Consider the following 18,645-nt stretch of genomic DNA (forward strand, 5'->3'; position numbering starts at 1 on the left):
AAATTGTTTACTGCAAGGGGTCAGTAAAGCAGAAATTATAGAGATGTTGGTGCTTTTGACACGTTACGTTGGCCAACTGAAAATACTCATTTGTCTCGACGCAGTGAAACAAGCGTTCACTAATTATGATAATCATCAAAAGAATTAATACTGGATTTAGTGTTTCTATCATAGTGGGTCAAGAAATTAGAAACTGCTACTCACATAAAAGGAGATGAGTATTATTTAAATAAACTTAATTTGTTAAATATAATGGCATAATGGTTAGCAATAATTCATATATGTGTGTATATTTACTTATATTGACAAAATAAATTGAAGGAGTAGTTCATTATGCTAGCCGATGATGATATTAAAAATTGGTATGAATTACTTAGGGTTTTAAATATAAGCACAGAAGCCAGCTCTGGTGTTGCTGGTTCAAGTTCTGACTCACAAGGCTCACCAAACAATCTAAACGAACATGATAGAATAAAAATACTGGATTGGTGTAAAAAAAATGTTAAAAGTTCTCTTGCGGATCCTGATATAAACCTATTGTATCCACTATTATTAAAGTATTTTCAATTAAATGAAAAGCCTTCTCTTAAAGCGGTAGTCAATGAAAAAATGGGAAATACGGTATTGCATGAAGCAGTCAGTTCCGGTTTTGATGTTTTTATTTCTCGTGCCCTGCATTCATCTGAAGGAATGGATAAAGAGTCTGTTTTAAGCGTTAAAAACAAAGTTGGAAACACCGCATTACATTGTTCTGGTCTTGTTGGTCATGTCTTGTGTACAGAAGTATTACTGGACGAAAATGCAAATCCCAACCTCTTTAATAATTCGGGTAAACTTCCAATCCATTTGGCCTCAATCAAGCAGGATATAAATGGAGGTGGTACTGCTGATCGAATACTCTGCATACGCCTGTTGCTCAGTAGAACTTCACCTGAACTGTTAACAAGTAAAGATATAAGTGGTGGCTCATTATTGATTAATCTGGTGGAATTTAATGATCTTGATATAATAAAATCGGTTGTAGAGAAAAATCCTGAAGTTTTGTACCTCGCGGATAGCCTTGGGGAAAATGCACTGCATAAAGCTATTATTCGGAATGCAAATAATTTAATTGATTATTTTGCTCAGGATAATTACTTATTGACGGCAATAACAGAAAATAATTCTACAGTGCTTCATTTGGCGTGCAGGTATGCTGACGAGGGCGTTATAAAAAAACTCATGGATGCAGAGCCACTTCAAGAGCTGTTATGGATTAGAGATGAGCATGGTACTATGGCCTTCGAATATTTGGAAAATAAAAAACATTTATCACCTCTTTATCTTGAATTCCAAGACAAGTTAACTATGCTGTCACAGCAAAGTACACCTAATGCACTACGATCAGGAGTTTAAGGATAGTACTTGTTCTTGATCGTGTACCTGTTCTTGATCGGGATTTAGTCTTAGAGCCGTTTCAGCTTTTAGGGCTGCAAACTGGGTTCTGGCTTCAGAAAGCGTTGGTCTTATAGCCGGATCCTGGTTCATGCATCGTTCTATTAGCTGTCTTGATTTTATACCTTGTTCGCTTTGAAAAATAGGATGACTGTCAAAATCAAAATTTTTGTCTCGTTGCAATTTATCCAGGGCTTCATATTTAGCATCACCATTAATACCGGTCATTAACATATAGGTCATCAGGCCAATTTGATAGGTCATGTATTTATTTGCATCGATTGATGCTTTGGGGGTATCGCATTCTGGTGGTTCATAATCTTTGGTAGTATCAATAGTATTTGCTATTATCATGCCGTTGTTTGTGCGTTTTACAGTTTTCAGATCAGCTGTAATAACACTGCCATCTTCACGTTCTAGAAGATTTTCAGCTTTAAAATCTGGATAGATCAAATTATTTTGATGAAAAGTCTCAGCCATTTCGCATGTTTGTTCCATCCGGTCTAAAACTGTTTGCATGATTTCGAAGTTTTTGGGAGCCTCGCTGTCTGGGGAGTTAGCCCCCTGTTTTTGACGTAATGCTCTACCCAGATCGCCTCGTGGGCAAAATTCTGAAACAGCAATGTTATAGAGCTTCTTATCACTCCCATCAATGGTTGGTACGATTCCTGTAGGAAAAAAAGTTGTATCTTTAGCAATAAACTTATTTAAATCAGGATGTTTTTTTATTTCATCAACAAGTAAATAATCGGTAGCAATAAATATGGGTTCTCCATCTCCGGCGGGTTCTAGGCGGATAACATATTTTTCCTCTGTTTCAGGATTAACGGCTAACCAATTCAAGTTATTTCTGCCACCAAGAAATGAGGCATGGTACTCACCCAGTGGGAGTGCTGCTGTTGATGAGGACAGGTGATGTACTAAAGGCACCAGTCTATCTCTATCTTGTAATGCATCTGTCGGTATGACGCTTGAAGAGGAGGATGCTGTAAGTGGATTTTTTTCTTTTGCAATAGGGATGTCTTCCATCAGACTGAATAAATACCCGTTTACAACCATTAATAAGTGTCCAATACGATCAATCATTTTGGGTTTATCGGCAGGTACTGCTAAGGACAGTATTTTTGATTCTAATGCTTCAGTTGCTCTGATGAGCTCTGGTGATGGTTCGGAGCCAGGAGTGTGTTCAGCCTCAGCTACTTTCACTGCATGAATAAAAGGATCCAGCTCCGCATACTGACTGGAACGAACACCAATTGTGCCACCTGTGAGTGAAGTCTTGCGTGGAGTTGTCTCTCTTCTCCAGTGAGTAGTGCTGGGAATATGGTATCCGGATTCAGAGTCGCTACTTATATTGGGTGATCCCATTGTATTAGGAAGATGAGGTGTTATTCTGTCTAATTCGATGTTAACCATATCCTGACTGCGCCATAAGGCAAATTCATTATTTTGTACTTGTTCTTCTTTGAGTTTGTTTGATAAGTAGTCTATACGTCTTAAAAGTTTTAATGCATGTGTTGCTGATGCCTGATCAGCAATTGTCAGTGAATTATATTGGTCAATATAAAGGTTAATCTGTTCTATCCGAGGATCTCGTCTTCGAGCAACATTGTGGATAGTATCCATGGTGGGATAAATTTTAGTGAGCATATTTTAATACTCCAAATTTGCATTTCGAATTTATAAGTATTTTGTTTTAAATATGGCTCTTGATTTATCATTAGTCAAATTGATGTTTTTCGGCTCTTTATGGTGTGGTTTTTGTCTTTCAGGCGCTTATTGATAAATGCCTTGATGATGCCTGCTATGGAAGGTAATCCTGTCATGGTAATTGATAGTATTTAATTGTGAGCCCCCTAATTGTTTCGAACCTGGTGAGCAAAACGAGTGGTGGAGAGTACTGCATTACTGATTCAGTAATCGCAGCAATAATCAGGGGTCTTTTAAAATGCATTATAATCAAAGTGAAGTGTATCAACAGGACTATTGAATAATGCTCAAATTCTTTTTTAAATGGTATTTTTTAATTCAGTCATTTAGTTTATCTAAACTCCCTTAATCAATAGAATTTATAGTTAAAATGCACCCTTTTTATCTCTGTAAAGACTTTTATAGTTTTGTGCATTATATTTATAGTACGAATTATTTTTGAGTAATTTAATATTTTTGAGTAATTTTATAAGGATATTCACTTTGAAGGATGATGATATTAAGAAGGACTATGAGATTGGTGTTGACTCGATTAAGACACGTTATCTGCCTAAAGCAATGGATTTGCTGAAACAAATTGAAGATTTTTCTCCTGATTTAGCTGATGTTATTGTTCGTCAGGGAATGCATGAAATATGGCAAAACAAAACACCATCGCTGAGTATGCGCGAAAAGGAATTGATGGTTTTAGCCTCTATCATTACGGACAATACAGTGCAATTTGAGGTTGCTTTGCATACAGAAAATTGCTTACTGCAGGGCGTGAGTAAAGCAGAAATTATAGAGATGTTGGTACTTTTGACGCTTTACGTTGGTCAACCGAAAATACTCAATTGTCTCGACGCAGTGAAACAAGCTTTTATTAATTATGATCATCATCAAAAAAAATAAAATTTTATTTAGGGGCTGTTGACAATTGCCCCCGCCGCCTACGTGCCGCGGACAAGCCGCGGCACGTAGGCGGCGGGAGCAATTTTCAACAGTCCCTAGTGCATACATCATATTTGGCTTATAAATTGGAAACTGCCGAGAGCATAACCGGGTTGGTTTATTTTAATCTAATAGTATTAATTAAGTTTTTTTTAGCCCGGATTATCGCAGTGTAATCCGAGGTTTTTTTGTGCACGGAGATGGTCTCCGCGTTTTATAGAATAGACTTCAGCGTTCACTTTGAGTTGATCTTTTACCATATAATCCAAGGCCATCAGAGCTAATTCATAACAATTTCCAATTGAGAATTTTTTACAATTGGCAATTCATTTACTAAAGCGGTGAGCGGCACATTATGTTTCGTGGTTGCTTTTAAAAAAAAACGTTCAGGTAATTTCTTGATTATTCGTTAATTAAACAGTACTTTCAATTAATAGGTATAAAATCGGTTTGGATTAGTACTGTAGCTGAATGGAGAATGTATGTTTCGTGAGCTAATAAATCATATTCCATTTGGAATATTAATGATCCTGCTAATGTCTCTGTTTGTAGTAATATCTTATGTTTCAGCTTATTTTTCCGATTATATTTTTTTCCATGAAAAAGATAATACTCATCGACAATTATCAAATTCCTTAATGAGTATTTTGACTGGTGGCTTTTTTGTTTTACTTGCTTTTATCATTATAAATACATGGAATTATTTACAAGATGCGAGCACTGCGGTGTCTAAGGAAGCTGATTATCTGGCCATTATAATGCGAGATATAGGAGCATTTCCTCCTGAAATTCAGTCGAAAATCAGGGATGCAGTAGGTCAGTATACTGTGGCGGTAAGGGTTGATGAATGGGCTGCCATGAGGCATGGTGAAGAAAATCCTGAAGCCTGGAGTAGTTTGAATAATTTATATTTAACAGTAAAAAATTATGATCCAGTGACGAGTAAGGAGTTCATATTTTACAGGCTGGTCATAAATAACATTAATAACGTATTATTATCACGGCGGGATCGGCTAAATAAAATTGACAGCATTATCCCTAAATCTTTAAGTTACTCCATATTCTGGGGTTCAATTTTTTTAGCGTTCATGCTTGGGATAATCAGGGGTAAAGACAGCATCATTAAACTAAGTCCAATGTTGCTTTTTTCAGCTCTTTTGGGTTTTAACCTTGCTCTGGCATTGAGTTTTGATTATCCCTTTTCAGGTGATATCGCCGTGAGCAATAAAATTTTTTATAATGGGGTGCTCAATGAATTTTCAGATAATGAGCATTCTTAATTCCGTAAGTTCCGAGAGATCTAGTGATTACCACAGCCTGGCTGAAGCCAGTTAATGTTATTTGAATCATCAGTTTGTTCCATATTGATGAAGCTATTCATATAATTCTCCTGAACCGAATTGCTCCGAGGGAGCATCTTTATATTTGGGCAGATTATCGTTGAAATTGATAATACGATTCGCATACCAAATGTGCCTGACCGGTTTAAATGAGTCAGGGATGTTTTTATTAAAATCAAAATTATTTACATTAATTCCAATACCTCCTTGTTTTGCCGGATCAAGGGAAATTCCGTAAATAAGACTTTTGCAACAGGAACACAACACTAATTTTGCAGTTTCTCTAATGAGCGCATCAAGATTATCCTGACCAGAAAGAATGCTGAATTTGTCCGTTAAATAGGCTGCTGTATAGGAGTAACCTGTTTTGTCGCTCGCATTTTTAGACATTGAAGCGATTTCACGACACTTATTACAATGACAGTGTTGTGTAAAGATGGGGTCACCGGTACATAAAAATTTAACTGTACCGCAACTGCATTGCCCATGATAATTTGTCATTAGTGTATATCACCCTCAAAATTGATTGTTTCATTGTACTCCAGAGCGCCCCATGATTTAAATACATACACCTCTCAACGTCTTGATGTCCCGTGGCTTGTACACGGAATCCTCTCCTAATACAAATGCATATTAACTCACTTTAATGTGCAGTAATTATAAGCTTGTCATCCTCTGATTTAATGTATTTGAAGAATCATATTGAACTGCTATGATTAATTTATCTTGCCCAACAGAATCATGAACAGCATATAAAATGGGAATACTCCATCAACAAGGTGCTAAATAAATGAAAACTTACAAAATGTACATTGATGGGAAATTTACTTTAGCCAAATGTGGAGCCACTAGAAACATCTTTGATCCCGGCAATGGAGATTTGATCGCAACAGTGCCGGAAGCAGCCAAAGAAGATGCAGTTCTTGCTATAAAAGCCGCACGCAGGGCATTTGATGAGGGTAATTGGAGAAAAACACCCGCACTTGAGCGCAGCAAACTTTTATTTAAAGTTGCTGAATTGATTCGTGCTCATGCTAAACAATTAGCGGAACTGGAAACACGAAACTGTGGAAAGCCTTTGCCGGAGGCTGAGTATGATGTGATCGATGCCGCTAATTGTTTTGAGTTTTATGCAGGTTTAGCCACTAAAATCCATGGCGATACCATGTCGGTTCCAGCGAATTCCTTCAGTTATGTACTACGTGAACCTATTGGTGTCTGTGGACAAATTATTCCATGGAATTTCCCTTTGCTCATGGCTTCCTGGAAGCTTGCCCCAGCTCTTGCGGCAGGAAATACCTTAGTATTAAAACCTTCGGAACTAACGCCACTAACCGCACTGGAATTAATAAAACTGATCGATCAATGTGGATTTCCCGACGGTGTAGTGAATCTCATTACCGGTGTGGGTTCTGAAGTAGGTGAAGAATTGGCAGTTAATTCAATGGTGGATAAGGTTGCTTTTACTGGCGGTACTGTTACTGGCAGAAAGATCATGCAAGCTGCTACAGGAAATTTAAAGCGAATATCTTTAGAGCTTGGTGGGAAAAATCCCAATCTTGTTTTTGCAGATTGTGATCTTGAAATGGCGATTGACGGTGCTCTTTTTGGCGCTTTTGCAAACCAAGGCGAAGTATGTTCCGCAGGCTCTCGCTTGTTGGTTGAACGATCAATTCACAAGAAAATAGTTGAAGGAATGTTGCAAAAAATTTCCAAAATCAAGCTTGGTCATGGTTTAGATGCAGGGGTAAAAATGGGACCACTGATTTCAGCCATTCATCGTGATAAAGTTGAAAACTGGATCAGGATTGGGATAGATGAGGGTGCCAAATTGATCTGTGGCGGTAAACGTCCAGCTGGAAGTGAGTTTTCAAAAGGGAATTTTCTTGAGCCGACAATTTTTGATGACGTAAAGCCAACGATGCGAATCGCTCGCGAAGAGATATTTGGCCCAGTGCTTACGGTTATTCCTTTTGATACCGAGGAAGAGGCAATCCAAATTGCAAATGATACAGAGTATGGATTAGCTGCGGCTGTATGGACTAAGGATATAACTCGAACCCATCGTGTCACGTCTCAACTCCGAGCAGGGATTCTTTGGGTAAATACCTATCATCCAACATTTAATGAAATGCCATGGGGCGGCTACAAACAAAGTGGCTCTGGTCGTGAATTAGGATTATATGGGATAGAGGGGTATCTTGAGATCAAGCAAGTAAATATAAACCTCGATGAGACACCAATTGGATGGTACTAATGATAAAAATTAATATTAAAACACCGATACCAGGGCCAAAATCACAAAAGTTAATGGAGCAACGTCATAAACATGTCGCAAAGGGGCCATTTCATGTTACTCCTGTCTTCGTTGAAAGAGCGAAAGGTTCATTTATAGAAGATGTCGATGGGAATGTATTTCTGGATTTTGCGTCTGGTTTTGGAGTCGTGAATACGGGTCATTGCCCTGATAGTGTAGTAAATGCAATCAAAGATCAGGCGGAACAGTTCATTCATACAAGTTTTAATATTCTTCCTTATGAGGGATACATTAAAGTCTGCGAACAATTAAATCATCATACTCCTGGGAGTTTTGAAAAAAAAACACTTCTTTTGAATTCAGGTGCCGAAGCAGTAGAAAATGCGATTAAAATCGCTCGCGCCTACAGTGGCAAACAAGCGGTAATTTGCTTTGATCATGCCTATCATGGACGTACTTATATGGCCATGACACTCACCGCTAAAAATAAGCCTTATAAGCATGGATTCGGGCCATTTCTTTCTGAAATCCATCGAGCTCCCTTGCCCTATGAGTATCGTTGGAATGGAACACACTGTGTTGAAGAGAGTTTTAATGACTTTACCGATTTGGTTACTTTTCGTGTAGGTGTTGAGAATATCGCGGCAGTAATATTAGAACCAGTCCTGGGGGAGGGAGGATTTATACCGTTCCCAGTTCCATTTTTGCAAAAACTTCGAGAGTTTTGTACGACAAACAAAATTATTTTAATTGCTGATGAGATTCAGACAGGCTTTGGTCGCACAGGAAATTTGTTTGCGATGAACACATTGGGAGTTGTTCCTGATCTTACAATAACAGCGAAAGGGCTTGGTGGTGGAACGGTGCTCGCTGCAGTAACTGGTCGAGCTGAAATGATGGATGCTGCTATGGTAGGTGGGCTGGGAGGAACTTTTGGAGGAAACCCTATCAGTTGTGCAGCGGCTCTTGAAGTCTTTAAAATTTTTGAAGAGGGAAGTATTTTGGACAATGTCGCCAATCTTGCAAAGATCCTTCAGTCCCGTCTTTCTGGATTTAAAGACACATATAAAGTGGTTGGTGATGTTCGTGGCTTAGGTATGATGCAGGCCATCGAATTAGTAAAGGATAAAAGCACCAAGGAACCCAATAAAGAAGCTGCTGAGCAATTATCAAAATACTGTTTGGAACACGGATTGGTGATATTAACTTGTGGAACCTATGGAAACGTCATTCGACTTCATATGCCGTTAACAACGGATACATCCAACTTGGAAATAGGACTTTCGATCATTGATGAAGGGCTTAAACAATTAACTATATAATTATCGAGCGCTGACTTATTGATAATTATTATTAATAAATCGAATAGTGGTTATTATTATCCAATCATTGTAAAATTTAATCATTAAGAATACTATTCAAAAATTTGATACGTATCGGTACTTATTTATGAGTAGTTCATCTCAGCATATTTTAGGTTTATTTGCTCAAGATCCCTCTGCGAAACACATTATTAAATCGTATTGTAAAGAACATTATCCTGCACTGATGCTTGATGCCGATATGATGGAGCAATTACTTTGGTTACAGACTAACTCTGTAATAACCAGCCAATCTGATAGTCTGGCTAAGCCCGATCGCCTTAATATAGAAGTGAAACGTATTTTGGCTCGTTTAAATTGTCTGCACTTGCTGAGAAGAGAACTTGATAGTGCTATGGATCAAGAACAACGTTGGCAACAATTTGTGAGTCTCCAATTAGAAGATATCAAATTAACACAAGAGAGTTTTAATAGTTTATCCGAGTTTATAGGCACATTGTCTTTGTCTGAGTATCAATGCCTTGTTGCAAGTTGTTTTATTACTAAATCGGATAAAGCGGAAGCAAGTGTGCCCACTTCCTTGAAATCGGATTTACCTGTTGATAGTGAGCAATTTATAAGTTACCTGGTTGCTGAGTGTCCTGAGGTGCTCCCAATTTGTAGACAAATGGACCAACCTACACGTGAATTACTCTCTTTTGTCTTTTATAAAAATTGCCATGCTCGACATATGCTCGATATGGAAGGTGGGCACAATATGCTCTTCGCACTTAAGGAAGGAATTGAAAGCAAATCAATCAACCAGGCGAAAATGAACCTTTGGTTTGCACGCTGGATTATTAATATTGCGGGTATTGACGGGCATATTAAACCTGCTGGTTCAAGTTTTTTGACAGAGCCAATTGCTGGTTGTATTTTTGCATTGAAAAAAGAATTGGATCAATTATTAACGAATAATGATCATCCTGTGCTTGAACATTATCTGGCTTACCGTGCCAGCAAATTGGGAGTGTCTAACAATTATCTAGCGGCGCTTGGGGCATTAATGCGTAAAAATACGCCTGAAATTGGGGCGCAAATTCAGGGTTGGTTTAATTCACTATCCAATGAGGAACAACAAGACAAATTAAACTTTTTCGAACAGCAATTAAAATTAATCAAAATCACGCCAACCTATAAGCCTACCGTTCTATTAAATTTGCTTGATATGGGTTATTCAGTAACCAGGTCAGTTGAGATCTTTTCCCGTATTGAAATGGCGGCTCTTCAAGCATGGACTAAAGCGATTGATTCAGATGTTCTTTTGGGTACCATCCCGTTATCTTTCCGGTTAATTGCATATCGAGAGAACTTGCCAAGGATCATTGATCTGATTGAAGGGGATGCACTTCATTTTGATATCAAAGCTGATGGTTGTTTGGTTGTAGCTCCCGTGCCAACTCTAACCCTTCAGCCAGGCTACACGTGATACACGTGCTGATAAGAAAGTGTAGACTGGTTATCTGTTATTGGTTCTATTTCCATAAGTTGTGATTATGAGACTTACCTTTGAATGATGCTCTATTTGTTGTGAGGACGTCTTAGAGTCTGGCTCCATTAATTGTACTTAATGATTGTTACACTCAGTTTAAAGTGGCATAAACAGTAACAAGTCCAGTAATATAATTTCCAGAGTTTTTTCCTTGTATGGGCATCCAGAGTGATGCCAGTATGCCTATTTTCGAGCTCAGGTTGTACTCAATCCCTGGCAAATAAGAAAAGCTGTATTGATTATCAGAACCTGTCAGAGCCTGTATGCCGGTATGAGTAACTCCTGGAATTCCGGAGAATGTTGATTTGTTATTATAGATATAATTTAACTCTAAAACTGCTACCCAGTTCTGGGTTAATTGATACTCTATAGCGGTGTCAGCTTGAAATACATATCCTGTTTTGACTAGACCGTTTGTTCCAAAGCCACCGCCATAAGCATTGAATCCATCGACGTGAACACTGGAAGGGAAGCGGTATGAAAATACGGAGCGATTGGCAAGATAATGCTGGTTTTTAAACAGATAATATTTTTGGATAACAAGACCTGCTTGCTGGCTGTAAGCCCCAGTTCCGTGTGCATCCAGTCCGTGAAGTTCTGGTGATAAATCACTATATTTTCCCGTGGGAATGTATTGAGCTAATGTCACTTTTACAAAGGGTTTCCATGAATGAAGTTCACCTTTTAATAATTGTATTCCCATTAAGATACGTGAATCTTCAATTCCATCTGAGGATCTATTGAACTGACTTCTTTGATCAAGCGAAACCAGTCCTTGCAGATCCATAAAATCGTTTAGTCCGTAAAATAGAAAATAATCAGTGCTGGTCTGATGAATGTCTGGTGTATTTATTTTTTTCTTATTGTTGTTAAATGCTCCATAAATATCCGTATAAAAAACATAAGGTTGAATTGCTATGACCCCTTTTGGGACAGTTTTTCCGGAAATGGCAATAGCGGGTCCAGTAAACCATGGTTCCAAGGCATTTGCTTTGAAGCAATATAACAATAGCATCCAAAAAAAACAGCCATGTTTTAATTTGTGCATGTAATTTCTTATTTAGATCTCAATACACCAATATAAAAAAGAAGATGTTTTAAATCAAGAATGACAGGGTCGGTATTCATGAACTACGAAGCGCTTCAATAGCGTCAGACTCGAGTATTTCCTTACGAAATTTTGTGGCGAATGAAGTAAATATAAATCATTTTGTCTATGATCATATAAGAATCCTAAATTAAGAGAGAATCATGGGTGATGATAGATACGTTATGAAATCAGGTTTAGTTGAACAATCAAGTAATGATTGGGTAAATAAATTGTATGAGCGTTCACGTAGCGAAACCAAAATGGTTCCCAATCTATTTAAGGTTATGGCAAACGCTCCCGAGGTATTGCAAACTTATCTGGATGCGTACACGATGTTTTCTCAATCCTCCGGGTTTACCGCCAAAGAGCAGCAAATTATATTTCTGATCATCAGTTATGAAAATGGCTGTGATTATTGTCTTGCTGCGCACTCTACGGTAGCAGATTTTACCGCTAAACTTGATCCGGCAATTACGGATGCAATACGCAACGATCTTGCAATTCCAGATGAAAAATATCGGATTCTTGCTGATTTTACCCGGGAAATGTTATGGACCAGAGGACGCCCATCAGCAGAAAAGGTCGAAGAGTTTCTATTGGCTGGTTACACAGAAAAGCAAATTCTGGACATAGTTTTGGCGATTTCGGCAAAAACGTTATCCAATTATACAAACCATTTGTTTAACACTCCTGTGGATCCTGTATTCAAGGCGCGTGAATTTAAGCTGGTTCAATTTGCGACACGTGTTTTTCAATTGTTTAGCCCCAAAAAATAATACCGCCGCGATGCTACGATTAAAAAGGAGTGTAAAAGTTTGGTAAAATTAACAAGACAGCCAATTATCATTTTTAAACATAGATATACTTGAATTCCTAAAATATGAAAGAAACCACGCTGTTTAGATTGCGTAGTCTACTTGTCAACAGTGCCCGCACACAGAGCTTTAGAGGTTAAGATGTATAATATAAAGTTAAAAAATAAAGGTGCATTTATACTGGGATTGATAGGATTAGTTCCAATAAGTGACATTGCTTTAGCGCAATCACCCTGTCAAAGTGGTATGTCAATTAGCTTTGACTTAACACAGACGCAAAATGCACGTATAAAAAATGAAAATACTTACATAGTCGTTTTAGGTTTAAACCCTGCTACAAATAAGCATACTTATGTTAAATTTGATAGTGGAAATAAACTGGGGACCTTAGTTGATATCAACAGTAACACAATAAACGGGAAGGATTTTGGGATCCCTTTATCACAATTAACCCAGGATAATTCTGGTTTTGCAAACGCATGCATTCCACATATTACTTCTGCCCGAATATACCTTTCTTTTGGTAATCCATTAGATATACCAACTGATGATAAAACCTTGACTCCAAAACAACCTGATGTGAATAATCCACAGACTACTACAAATGGCACCTTATTTGATAAAGTTGAATTTAACTACAGTACAAGTGGTGAAACAGTGATCAATCCAACCGGTGTAGATTTTTTCGCAATTCCTTATACCATTAAACAAGGCGGGCATGAGTATGGACATATAGGCGGTTTAGAGGGGGTGATAGCCAATATGAAAACTATAGTATGCGGTGCTTTGGATTTATCCCCCGATTCATCTGAATGCGCAACCCAGTGGGAGCAGTCTGAGTGGTCTGGTTTAATTAAGTATAATGAAGAGCATAATTTAATGAGAGTGGATGCTCCGGGCAGAGCTGGAAACAGTTTTACAGGTTATTTCGATAATTATTTGAATGCGTTAAGTCAATACTATTCCTCAACTATGAACCGCTCTATAAAAATTGATTTAAGTGAATTGAATCAAGGAATCTGGTCTGGTTCGTTCATTCCGAATACTAAAACCTTAGTTTTTAAACAAGATGCTGGTACAAACTTAAAAACTTATTCTTATGACCTGAGTTTATCCCAAACCAGTAATTCAATTTTAATGGGTGCCCAAGCACCTTTTAATAATATAGACGCCATTGACTCAACCATTGCTAGAGATCTTACTTCTGCAGTGGTTTCAGGAATGTTAATGCGTAAAGAAAGCGCCTTTACTGGCAAAGATTTTTTTGATGAGCAGGGCAACCCTGTTTTTAAAAACAAACAACAAATGCAAAACATAATAGAATTCTATTTTAATAATGTGGATAATTCGGTTGATTACTCACAAAATCAATGTGGCGCAGCTGGGAATGCCCCATGTGTGAATGTTTATTCTGAAGCGATGCATGCCCTATCTAATGATCAATATATTCAGCATCCGCAGCAGAGTTTTCTTAACTCCTATGCTTTTGCTTATGATGACTTTCTCGGCATGGATGGTACCAATACCCAAACTGATGCGCTGCCAGCAACCGTTGTTATTGGTGATATGAAAAATCGTAAGATTCCTCATATTTAATCACTTTCTTCTAGGACTAAGGGATAACACCTGATAATTATGATCTTCCAGGAGTGAAATAATTAGTGTTCCAGAATTGAACTTGAATTGGGTAGGGATAGTATTTATGGCATCCTGTATGGAGTTTCAACAAGCTTATTGTCAGAAAAAAGGGTACTGACAATAAGCGCAAAAACAGAGTAACAGCTCAAACTCATTCAAGCTCAGTGTCTTTTATCCAAAGACAATTCAGGTCAATTCACTCCACCGATATACAAAAAATGGATCAATAATAACCAGGCGGTTTATAACCTGCATCAACTTTGGGATCTACATCTTTTAGCAAATCAGGAAATTTCGCTTTTAATTTTCTAATCACATCATTGAAGGAGTTAGGGCCTTTTTCCTGAGCATCACCAAATCGTGTTAACTCTTGCAGTAGCTCATAAGTGGGGTGAATTATTACCTCATCTCTATATCGAGGCTTATTAAGATAAGCTTTTCTTGATATCTCACCTATTTCTGTAAGGGTAGAAGCCTTCATCAGGCTATTGTAATGTACGGGATTTTTTTTAACCCCCAACATACCCACTACACGATTGGCAAGTAATATCGAAATTATTTCGTGAATTTTATGCACTTCAGGAGAAATAATGAAACCATATTTTAAATCAATTTTTGTAGTTGCTTTTGCCTGAAAATCATCATAAAAAGACAATTCCCCATTCTTTTTATACGTAATATATAATCGTTCACCTGGGTGGATGATATGAAAAGTTTTATCAAACTTCACATTATAAATACTTTCAACTTTATCAATAAAATGATCAATATTTCCCACACCATACTCTATTAGCGCGCTATTCGGAGCAACCAAATACAAACTGAACTCCGAAGTAATAATCGAACAAGACAAATCACGGGCTGTCGGGATATTACTTGCAGCATTCATATGAAACATATATTGGTTTTGCGGATCATTTTTGCTGACAGCAATGACGACATGACATCCCATTACAGCGCCGGATAATGCCTTGTCTCGAACTTCCTGCCGTCCCATTCGTTCTTCAACAACCTCTGTTTTAAATCGATTCTTTTCTTTTCCTCCCGTAAGGTGAATTTCAACAAGCTCTTCTTTCTTACGCATATTAGCAGCCATAGACATACCTCCTGAATTTTAATTGCTATAGTAACAAAGAATAAACGCTTCTGGTAAATTCCAACCACACTTCCATAAGGTTGAGCAATTATTCGAGCAAGTTTAAAAAGCAGGTATTGAAATCACCAGACTCTGTTCATTTAGTCATTGCACTTTCTAATGATTTCGCTTTAGGATAGTTATGTCTCAAGCCTGATGGATTTTTGGGAATCGGTGTTTAATAAAGAAAATCAGGGTTTGAACTAATATCCCTTTTGTAGATTTGGAATTTAAGGGTTAAATGATTGATTAACTGATAAACAAGGAGCGTTTGTGAGTTTAACCAAAGCCAAGGTTATCGACTATTTGTTACATGTGAATTCTTTAAAAGTAATTGATAATCATCAAGTCAAGGATGACAAAGGTAATAAGACGGGTCAAACAACGTTAGCTATTCAAATTGGACAAGAATGGATTAACGAGATCCTGGATCAGGACTGTATGTCGGGACATAATAGAATAACAGAGAATGAACGGGACGCATTAATTGCTTTGCGAGAAGCCATAGACAGCTTACCAACTTCAATGAGTATCTCATCGTTGATGTCAATAATGGATTTGGATGGCATACAAAATAAATTGTTTGAATCAATTACCATTTACATAGCAAGTATTACTCAAGTTGAAGAACATAAGACTTTGTTAAAAGCAGTTGTTCTGGTGCTTAAAATTATTGAATATGATTTGAGTAAAAAAGAAGGACCAATAACTATAGGATACGGATTTTTCAGTATGGTTGTTTTATCTGATGAACAAAGAAAAGCGAATCATACCAAGATAAAAGAAATTCGGACTAATATTATACAAAAATTTGACTCATGTTATGAGCCAGAGCAGACGTGTTCAACGAGCATGGACCTTTTGAAGGAATCATTCGCGTGTCTTCAGCTGGGTTATAAATAATAGTACTTTGTGTTGCTTAGCAGATAGTGAATTGCAATCAGTTCAAAATGATTAAATAATTTGGTTGTATTGCTTGCAGCAAGATAAGTTCATCCCCTTTTCGGGGATGAACTGGTGTTAAGCATCCGTCTTGATATGGATGATTTAGTTGATATTTATTGGCAGTTTTTTGTTGCGCAGTGCAAAACTTTGATGTGCTTGCCCGTTGAGCTGTAGTAACTTGATACGGGGTTATTATTTGCATCCAGAACTAAGGCACTGTCTAATCCTTGCGTTGTTGGATCAACTGCTGTGACCTCATTACCTGATGTGCAGTTTGCGTTACCACAATAGAGTATCGACATGGAGCTGCTTGTTCCAAAGCTCACAATTGGATTCCCTGTAGCGCTGTCAATTTTGATAGAGGGTTGTAATCCAACACCAGGTCCTGTGACTGGAGATGCAATGCTATTACCTGAATTACACGCCGCATTGCCACAATGCAACACTTTTAGCGCATTACTTGCAGTGTCCCAATAAGCGAGTACCGGATTACCACTGGCGTCTAAAGTAACCGATGTTGCACGATGATCTCCAGCCTGTGCTCCTGGATCGAGAACTGATAGAGAATTGGTTTGTCCTGTACAATTAGCATTGTCACAATGCAGTAATTTTAATTGGTTTTTATCTGCGCGAAAATAACTAACTACTGGATATCCTGATGCATCAAGCACTAGGGATACACCACGTACATCTGCATTATCGGGATAAATCGGAAAATCCGGTGAAGCAATGCTGTTGTTCGCTGAACAATTTGCATCCCCGCAATGAACGACTCTTAATCCTTGATCAGATTGCCCAGCGGATGCGATCACGGGATTTCCTGAGGCATCAAGCGCCATGGAAGATGCCCTTTTTGATAAAATATCCGGGGTATTTACTGGATTGACACCACTGCAATTTGCATTGGTACAATGCATGATTCGCATCACTTTTCCAGTGAAGTCATAAAAACTTATCACAGGATAACCATTTGTATCGATATCAAGTGATGTATCCCATCCAACATTTCCTGTGGTGAGTGGACTGGTTATTGAATTGCTTTGACTGCATGTTGTATCACCACAATGCAGTAACTTGAGATCGCCATTCGTTTCATCCCAATAACTGACTACGGGTCTTCCATTTGCATCTAATTTAATCGCGCTATATCGGCCGACATCTATTGCAGGATCGCCAACATAAACTGAGTTTGGACCGCAGGTTGGGCTACCGCAACGTAAGACGTTCAAATTTGCATTTGTTCCATCGTAGTAACTAATAACCGGGTTACTGCTCGCATCAAGCCTTAAAGAGGTAAATAATCCTACATTGCCAGTGCTGTCGGGTACATTGATTATATTGTTGTTTGTACAATTTGCATTGCCGCAACGTACAACATTTAAATTCTGGTTTGTAAAATCATAATAGCTAATCGTTGGTATATTACCTGCATCAAGTGATAGTGAGGAATAATAACCAGCAACACCATTACCAGCTATTGATGCAAGTGAATTATTTGATGTACACAAGGTGTCACCACAATGCAATACTTTTAATTTACCGTTTGTAGAATCCAGATAACTCACTACTGGATATTGATTGCTATCAAGCATTAATGACGGATATCGTCCAACGTCACCAGTTGCATCCACCGTTGTGATTGAGTTGCCTGAATTACAGGCGCTATTGCCACAACGAACAATCTTCAGCGATGAATTCGTAAAATCAAAATAAGCAACCACTGGATTGCCAGATGAATTCAACTTAACTGAACTCTGCACACCATTGCTGCTGCTTAAATCTGGCTTCACAATGGTGTTACCAACTGTACAGGCTGCATTTCCACAATGGAGAATTTTCAATTTTCCATTAGTTGAATCATAATAACTTACAACGGGAAAATTATTTTTATCAACAGTAACGGACGTATACATGCCAACCGTACCGGTATTATCTGGCGTTGCAATGGTATTACCTGTAGAACAGACACTGTTCCCGCAATGCAATACTTTTAATGCGGAATTTGTTTCATCATAATAACTGATAACAGGATTACCAGCACCATCAAGTGCAATCGATGTGTATTTTCCTATGCTGGTTGCTGCGTCAGGTGTAACAATTGAATTAAATTGATTGCAAGTACGAGTAAAACAATGAGCTACCTTTAATTTTTGTTCCGTTGCATCATAATAACTGATTGTAGGAAAACCCTGGGAGTCCAGAGCTATTGATGTATATTGGCCGGTCACTCCATCTACATCAACGGCAACTATGTTATTACCTAGTGCATATGAAATGGATGTAAAGCCTGGAGTGAAAAGGGAACACAGTGGAATGACAACAAACGATAAAACAGCACGCATCATACGCATAAATACCTTCCTGGTTAAAATTAAATTGATTGAAATGGACGAATTGGCAATAATAATACATCACAGATCATCTTTTCCAGACTTAAACGCATTTTAAAAATCAATAAAATATCCTCCTTGCGGATACAGTGCCGAAATACGAAGTCT

At 37.9% G+C, this 18,645-nt stretch carries 14 protein-coding genes; 9 read left to right on the forward strand and 5 right to left on the reverse strand.

Annotation, left to right across the window (positions count from 1 at the left end; translation table 11 throughout):
• Positions 1-333 precede the first annotated feature (333 nt).
• The gene (locus Lqua_RS09430) at positions 334-1,395 is read left to right on the forward strand and encodes an ankyrin repeat domain-containing protein (RefSeq protein WP_058474037.1); all 1,062 of its coding nucleotides are present in this window, start codon (positions 334-336) and stop codon (positions 1,393-1,395) included.
• Here the strand turns inward: Lqua_RS09430 and Lqua_RS09435 are convergent.
• Positions 1,384-3,084, reverse strand: a complete 1,701-nt coding sequence (locus Lqua_RS09435) for a protein kinase domain-containing protein (protein WP_058474038.1) — start codon at positions 3,082-3,084, stop codon at positions 1,384-1,386. The two genes, Lqua_RS09430 and Lqua_RS09435, sit on opposite strands and share 12 nt — an antisense overlap.
• A 543-nt stretch (positions 3,085-3,627) precedes the next feature.
• Here Lqua_RS09435 and Lqua_RS09440 point away from each other — a divergent pair.
• Together Lqua_RS09440 and Lqua_RS09445 are read left to right on the forward strand one after the other, a co-directional pair.
• Entirely contained in the window at positions 3,628-4,035 is a 408-nt protein-coding gene (locus Lqua_RS09440) for a carboxymuconolactone decarboxylase family protein (RefSeq protein ID WP_058474039.1), read from the forward strand.
• A gap of 521 nt (positions 4,036-4,556) precedes the next feature.
• Positions 4,557-5,354, forward strand: coding sequence for a bestrophin-like domain (locus Lqua_RS09445; RefSeq protein WP_058474040.1), 798 nt, complete (start codon positions 4,557-4,559; stop codon positions 5,352-5,354).
• A gap of 93 nt (positions 5,355-5,447) precedes the next feature.
• On the opposite strand, the gene Lqua_RS09450 is transcribed toward Lqua_RS09445, so the two are convergent.
• Entirely contained in the window at positions 5,448-5,915 is a 468-nt protein-coding gene (locus Lqua_RS09450) for a GFA family protein (RefSeq protein WP_058474041.1), read from the reverse strand.
• A gap of 289 nt (positions 5,916-6,204) precedes the next feature.
• Here Lqua_RS09450 and Lqua_RS09455 point away from each other — a divergent pair, with 289 nt between their 5' ends.
• From Lqua_RS09455 to Lqua_RS09465, 3 genes are all read left to right on the forward strand, one after another.
• On the forward strand, positions 6,205-7,671 hold the full coding sequence (locus Lqua_RS09455) for an aldehyde dehydrogenase family protein (protein ID WP_058474042.1): 1,467 nt from the start codon (positions 6,205-6,207) through the stop codon (positions 7,669-7,671).
• Positions 7,671-8,993: a 4-aminobutyrate--2-oxoglutarate transaminase gene (gabT, locus tag Lqua_RS09460; protein ID WP_083501301.1), complete on the forward strand. Its 1,323-nt coding sequence runs from the start codon at positions 7,671-7,673 to the stop codon at positions 8,991-8,993. Before Lqua_RS09455 ends, gabT begins: the two co-directional genes overlap by 1 nt.
• A 127-nt stretch (positions 8,994-9,120) precedes the next feature.
• Positions 9,121-10,461, forward strand: a complete 1,341-nt coding sequence (locus Lqua_RS09465; RefSeq protein WP_058474044.1) for a hypothetical protein — start codon at positions 9,121-9,123, stop codon at positions 10,459-10,461.
• Positions 10,462-10,615: 154 nt separating this feature from the next.
• Here the strand turns inward: Lqua_RS09465 and Lqua_RS09470 are convergent, their stop codons facing one another.
• The gene (locus Lqua_RS09470) at positions 10,616-11,572 is read right to left on the reverse strand and encodes a hypothetical protein (protein WP_058474045.1); all 957 of its coding nucleotides are present in this window, start codon (positions 11,570-11,572) and stop codon (positions 10,616-10,618) included.
• 203 nt (positions 11,573-11,775) lie between these two features.
• Between Lqua_RS09470 and Lqua_RS09475 the strand changes: the two genes are divergently transcribed.
• A complete protein-coding gene (locus Lqua_RS09475) occupies positions 11,776-12,390 on the forward strand; it encodes a carboxymuconolactone decarboxylase family protein (protein ID WP_058474046.1) in 615 nt (204 codons plus the stop codon).
• 180 nt (positions 12,391-12,570) lie between these two features.
• On the forward strand, positions 12,571-14,025 hold the full coding sequence (locus Lqua_RS09480) for a beta-1,3-glucanase family protein (protein WP_083501302.1): 1,455 nt from the start codon (positions 12,571-12,573) through the stop codon (positions 14,023-14,025).
• Between the two features lie 265 nt (positions 14,026-14,290).
• Here the strand turns inward: Lqua_RS09480 and Lqua_RS09485 are convergent, their stop codons facing one another.
• Positions 14,291-15,163, reverse strand: a complete 873-nt coding sequence (locus Lqua_RS09485) for a hypothetical protein (protein ID WP_058474047.1) — start codon at positions 15,161-15,163, stop codon at positions 14,291-14,293.
• 312 nt (positions 15,164-15,475) lie between these two features.
• On the opposite strand from Lqua_RS09485, the gene Lqua_RS09490 reads away from it, so the two are divergent.
• Positions 15,476-16,105 carry a hypothetical protein gene (locus Lqua_RS09490; RefSeq protein ID WP_058474048.1) on the forward strand — a complete coding sequence of 210 codons (630 nt, stop codon included), beginning with the start codon at positions 15,476-15,478 and terminating at the stop codon, positions 16,103-16,105.
• A gap of 155 nt (positions 16,106-16,260) precedes the next feature.
• Here the strand turns inward: Lqua_RS09490 and Lqua_RS09495 are convergent, their stop codons facing one another.
• Positions 16,261-18,498, reverse strand: a complete 2,238-nt coding sequence (locus tag Lqua_RS09495; protein ID WP_058474049.1) for a hypothetical protein — start codon at positions 18,496-18,498, stop codon at positions 16,261-16,263.
• Between the last annotated feature and the right edge of the window lie 147 nt (positions 18,499-18,645).

Source organism: Legionella quateirensis (assembly GCF_001467955.1).
Classification (GTDB): Bacteria; Pseudomonadota; Gammaproteobacteria; order Legionellales; family Legionellaceae; genus Legionella; species Legionella quateirensis.

Bases quoted from the DNA above. Each gene is read 5' to 3' on its own strand.
- Lqua_RS09465 (WP_058474044.1), top strand. From the start codon at position 9,121: ATGAGTAGTTCATCTCAGCATATTTTAGGTTTATTTGCTCAAGATCCC.
- Lqua_RS09475 (WP_058474046.1), top strand. From the start codon at position 11,776: ATGGGTGATGATAGATACGTTATGAAATCAGGTTTAGTTGAACAATCA.
- Lqua_RS09470 (WP_058474045.1), bottom strand. From the start codon at position 11,572: ATGCACAAATTAAAACATGGCTGTTTTTTTTGGATGCTATTGTTATAT.
- Lqua_RS09435 (WP_058474038.1), bottom strand. From the start codon at position 3,084: ATGCTCACTAAAATTTATCCCACCATGGATACTATCCACAATGTTGCT.
- Lqua_RS09485 (WP_058474047.1), bottom strand. From the start codon at position 15,163: ATGGCTGCTAATATGCGTAAGAAAGAAGAGCTTGTTGAAATTCACCTT.
- Lqua_RS09455 (WP_058474042.1), top strand. From the start codon at position 6,205: ATGAAAACTTACAAAATGTACATTGATGGGAAATTTACTTTAGCCAAA.
- gabT (WP_083501301.1), top strand. From the start codon at position 7,671: ATGATAAAAATTAATATTAAAACACCGATACCAGGGCCAAAATCACAA.
- Lqua_RS09480 (WP_083501302.1), top strand. From the start codon at position 12,571: ATGTATAATATAAAGTTAAAAAATAAAGGTGCATTTATACTGGGATTG.
- Lqua_RS09450 (WP_058474041.1), bottom strand. From the start codon at position 5,915: ATGACAAATTATCATGGGCAATGCAGTTGCGGTACAGTTAAATTTTTA.
- Lqua_RS09445 (WP_058474040.1), top strand. From the start codon at position 4,557: ATGTTTCGTGAGCTAATAAATCATATTCCATTTGGAATATTAATGATC.
- Lqua_RS09430 (WP_058474037.1), top strand. From the start codon at position 334: ATGCTAGCCGATGATGATATTAAAAATTGGTATGAATTACTTAGGGTT.
- Lqua_RS09495 (WP_058474049.1), bottom strand. From the start codon at position 18,498: ATGCGTATGATGCGTGCTGTTTTATCGTTTGTTGTCATTCCACTGTGT.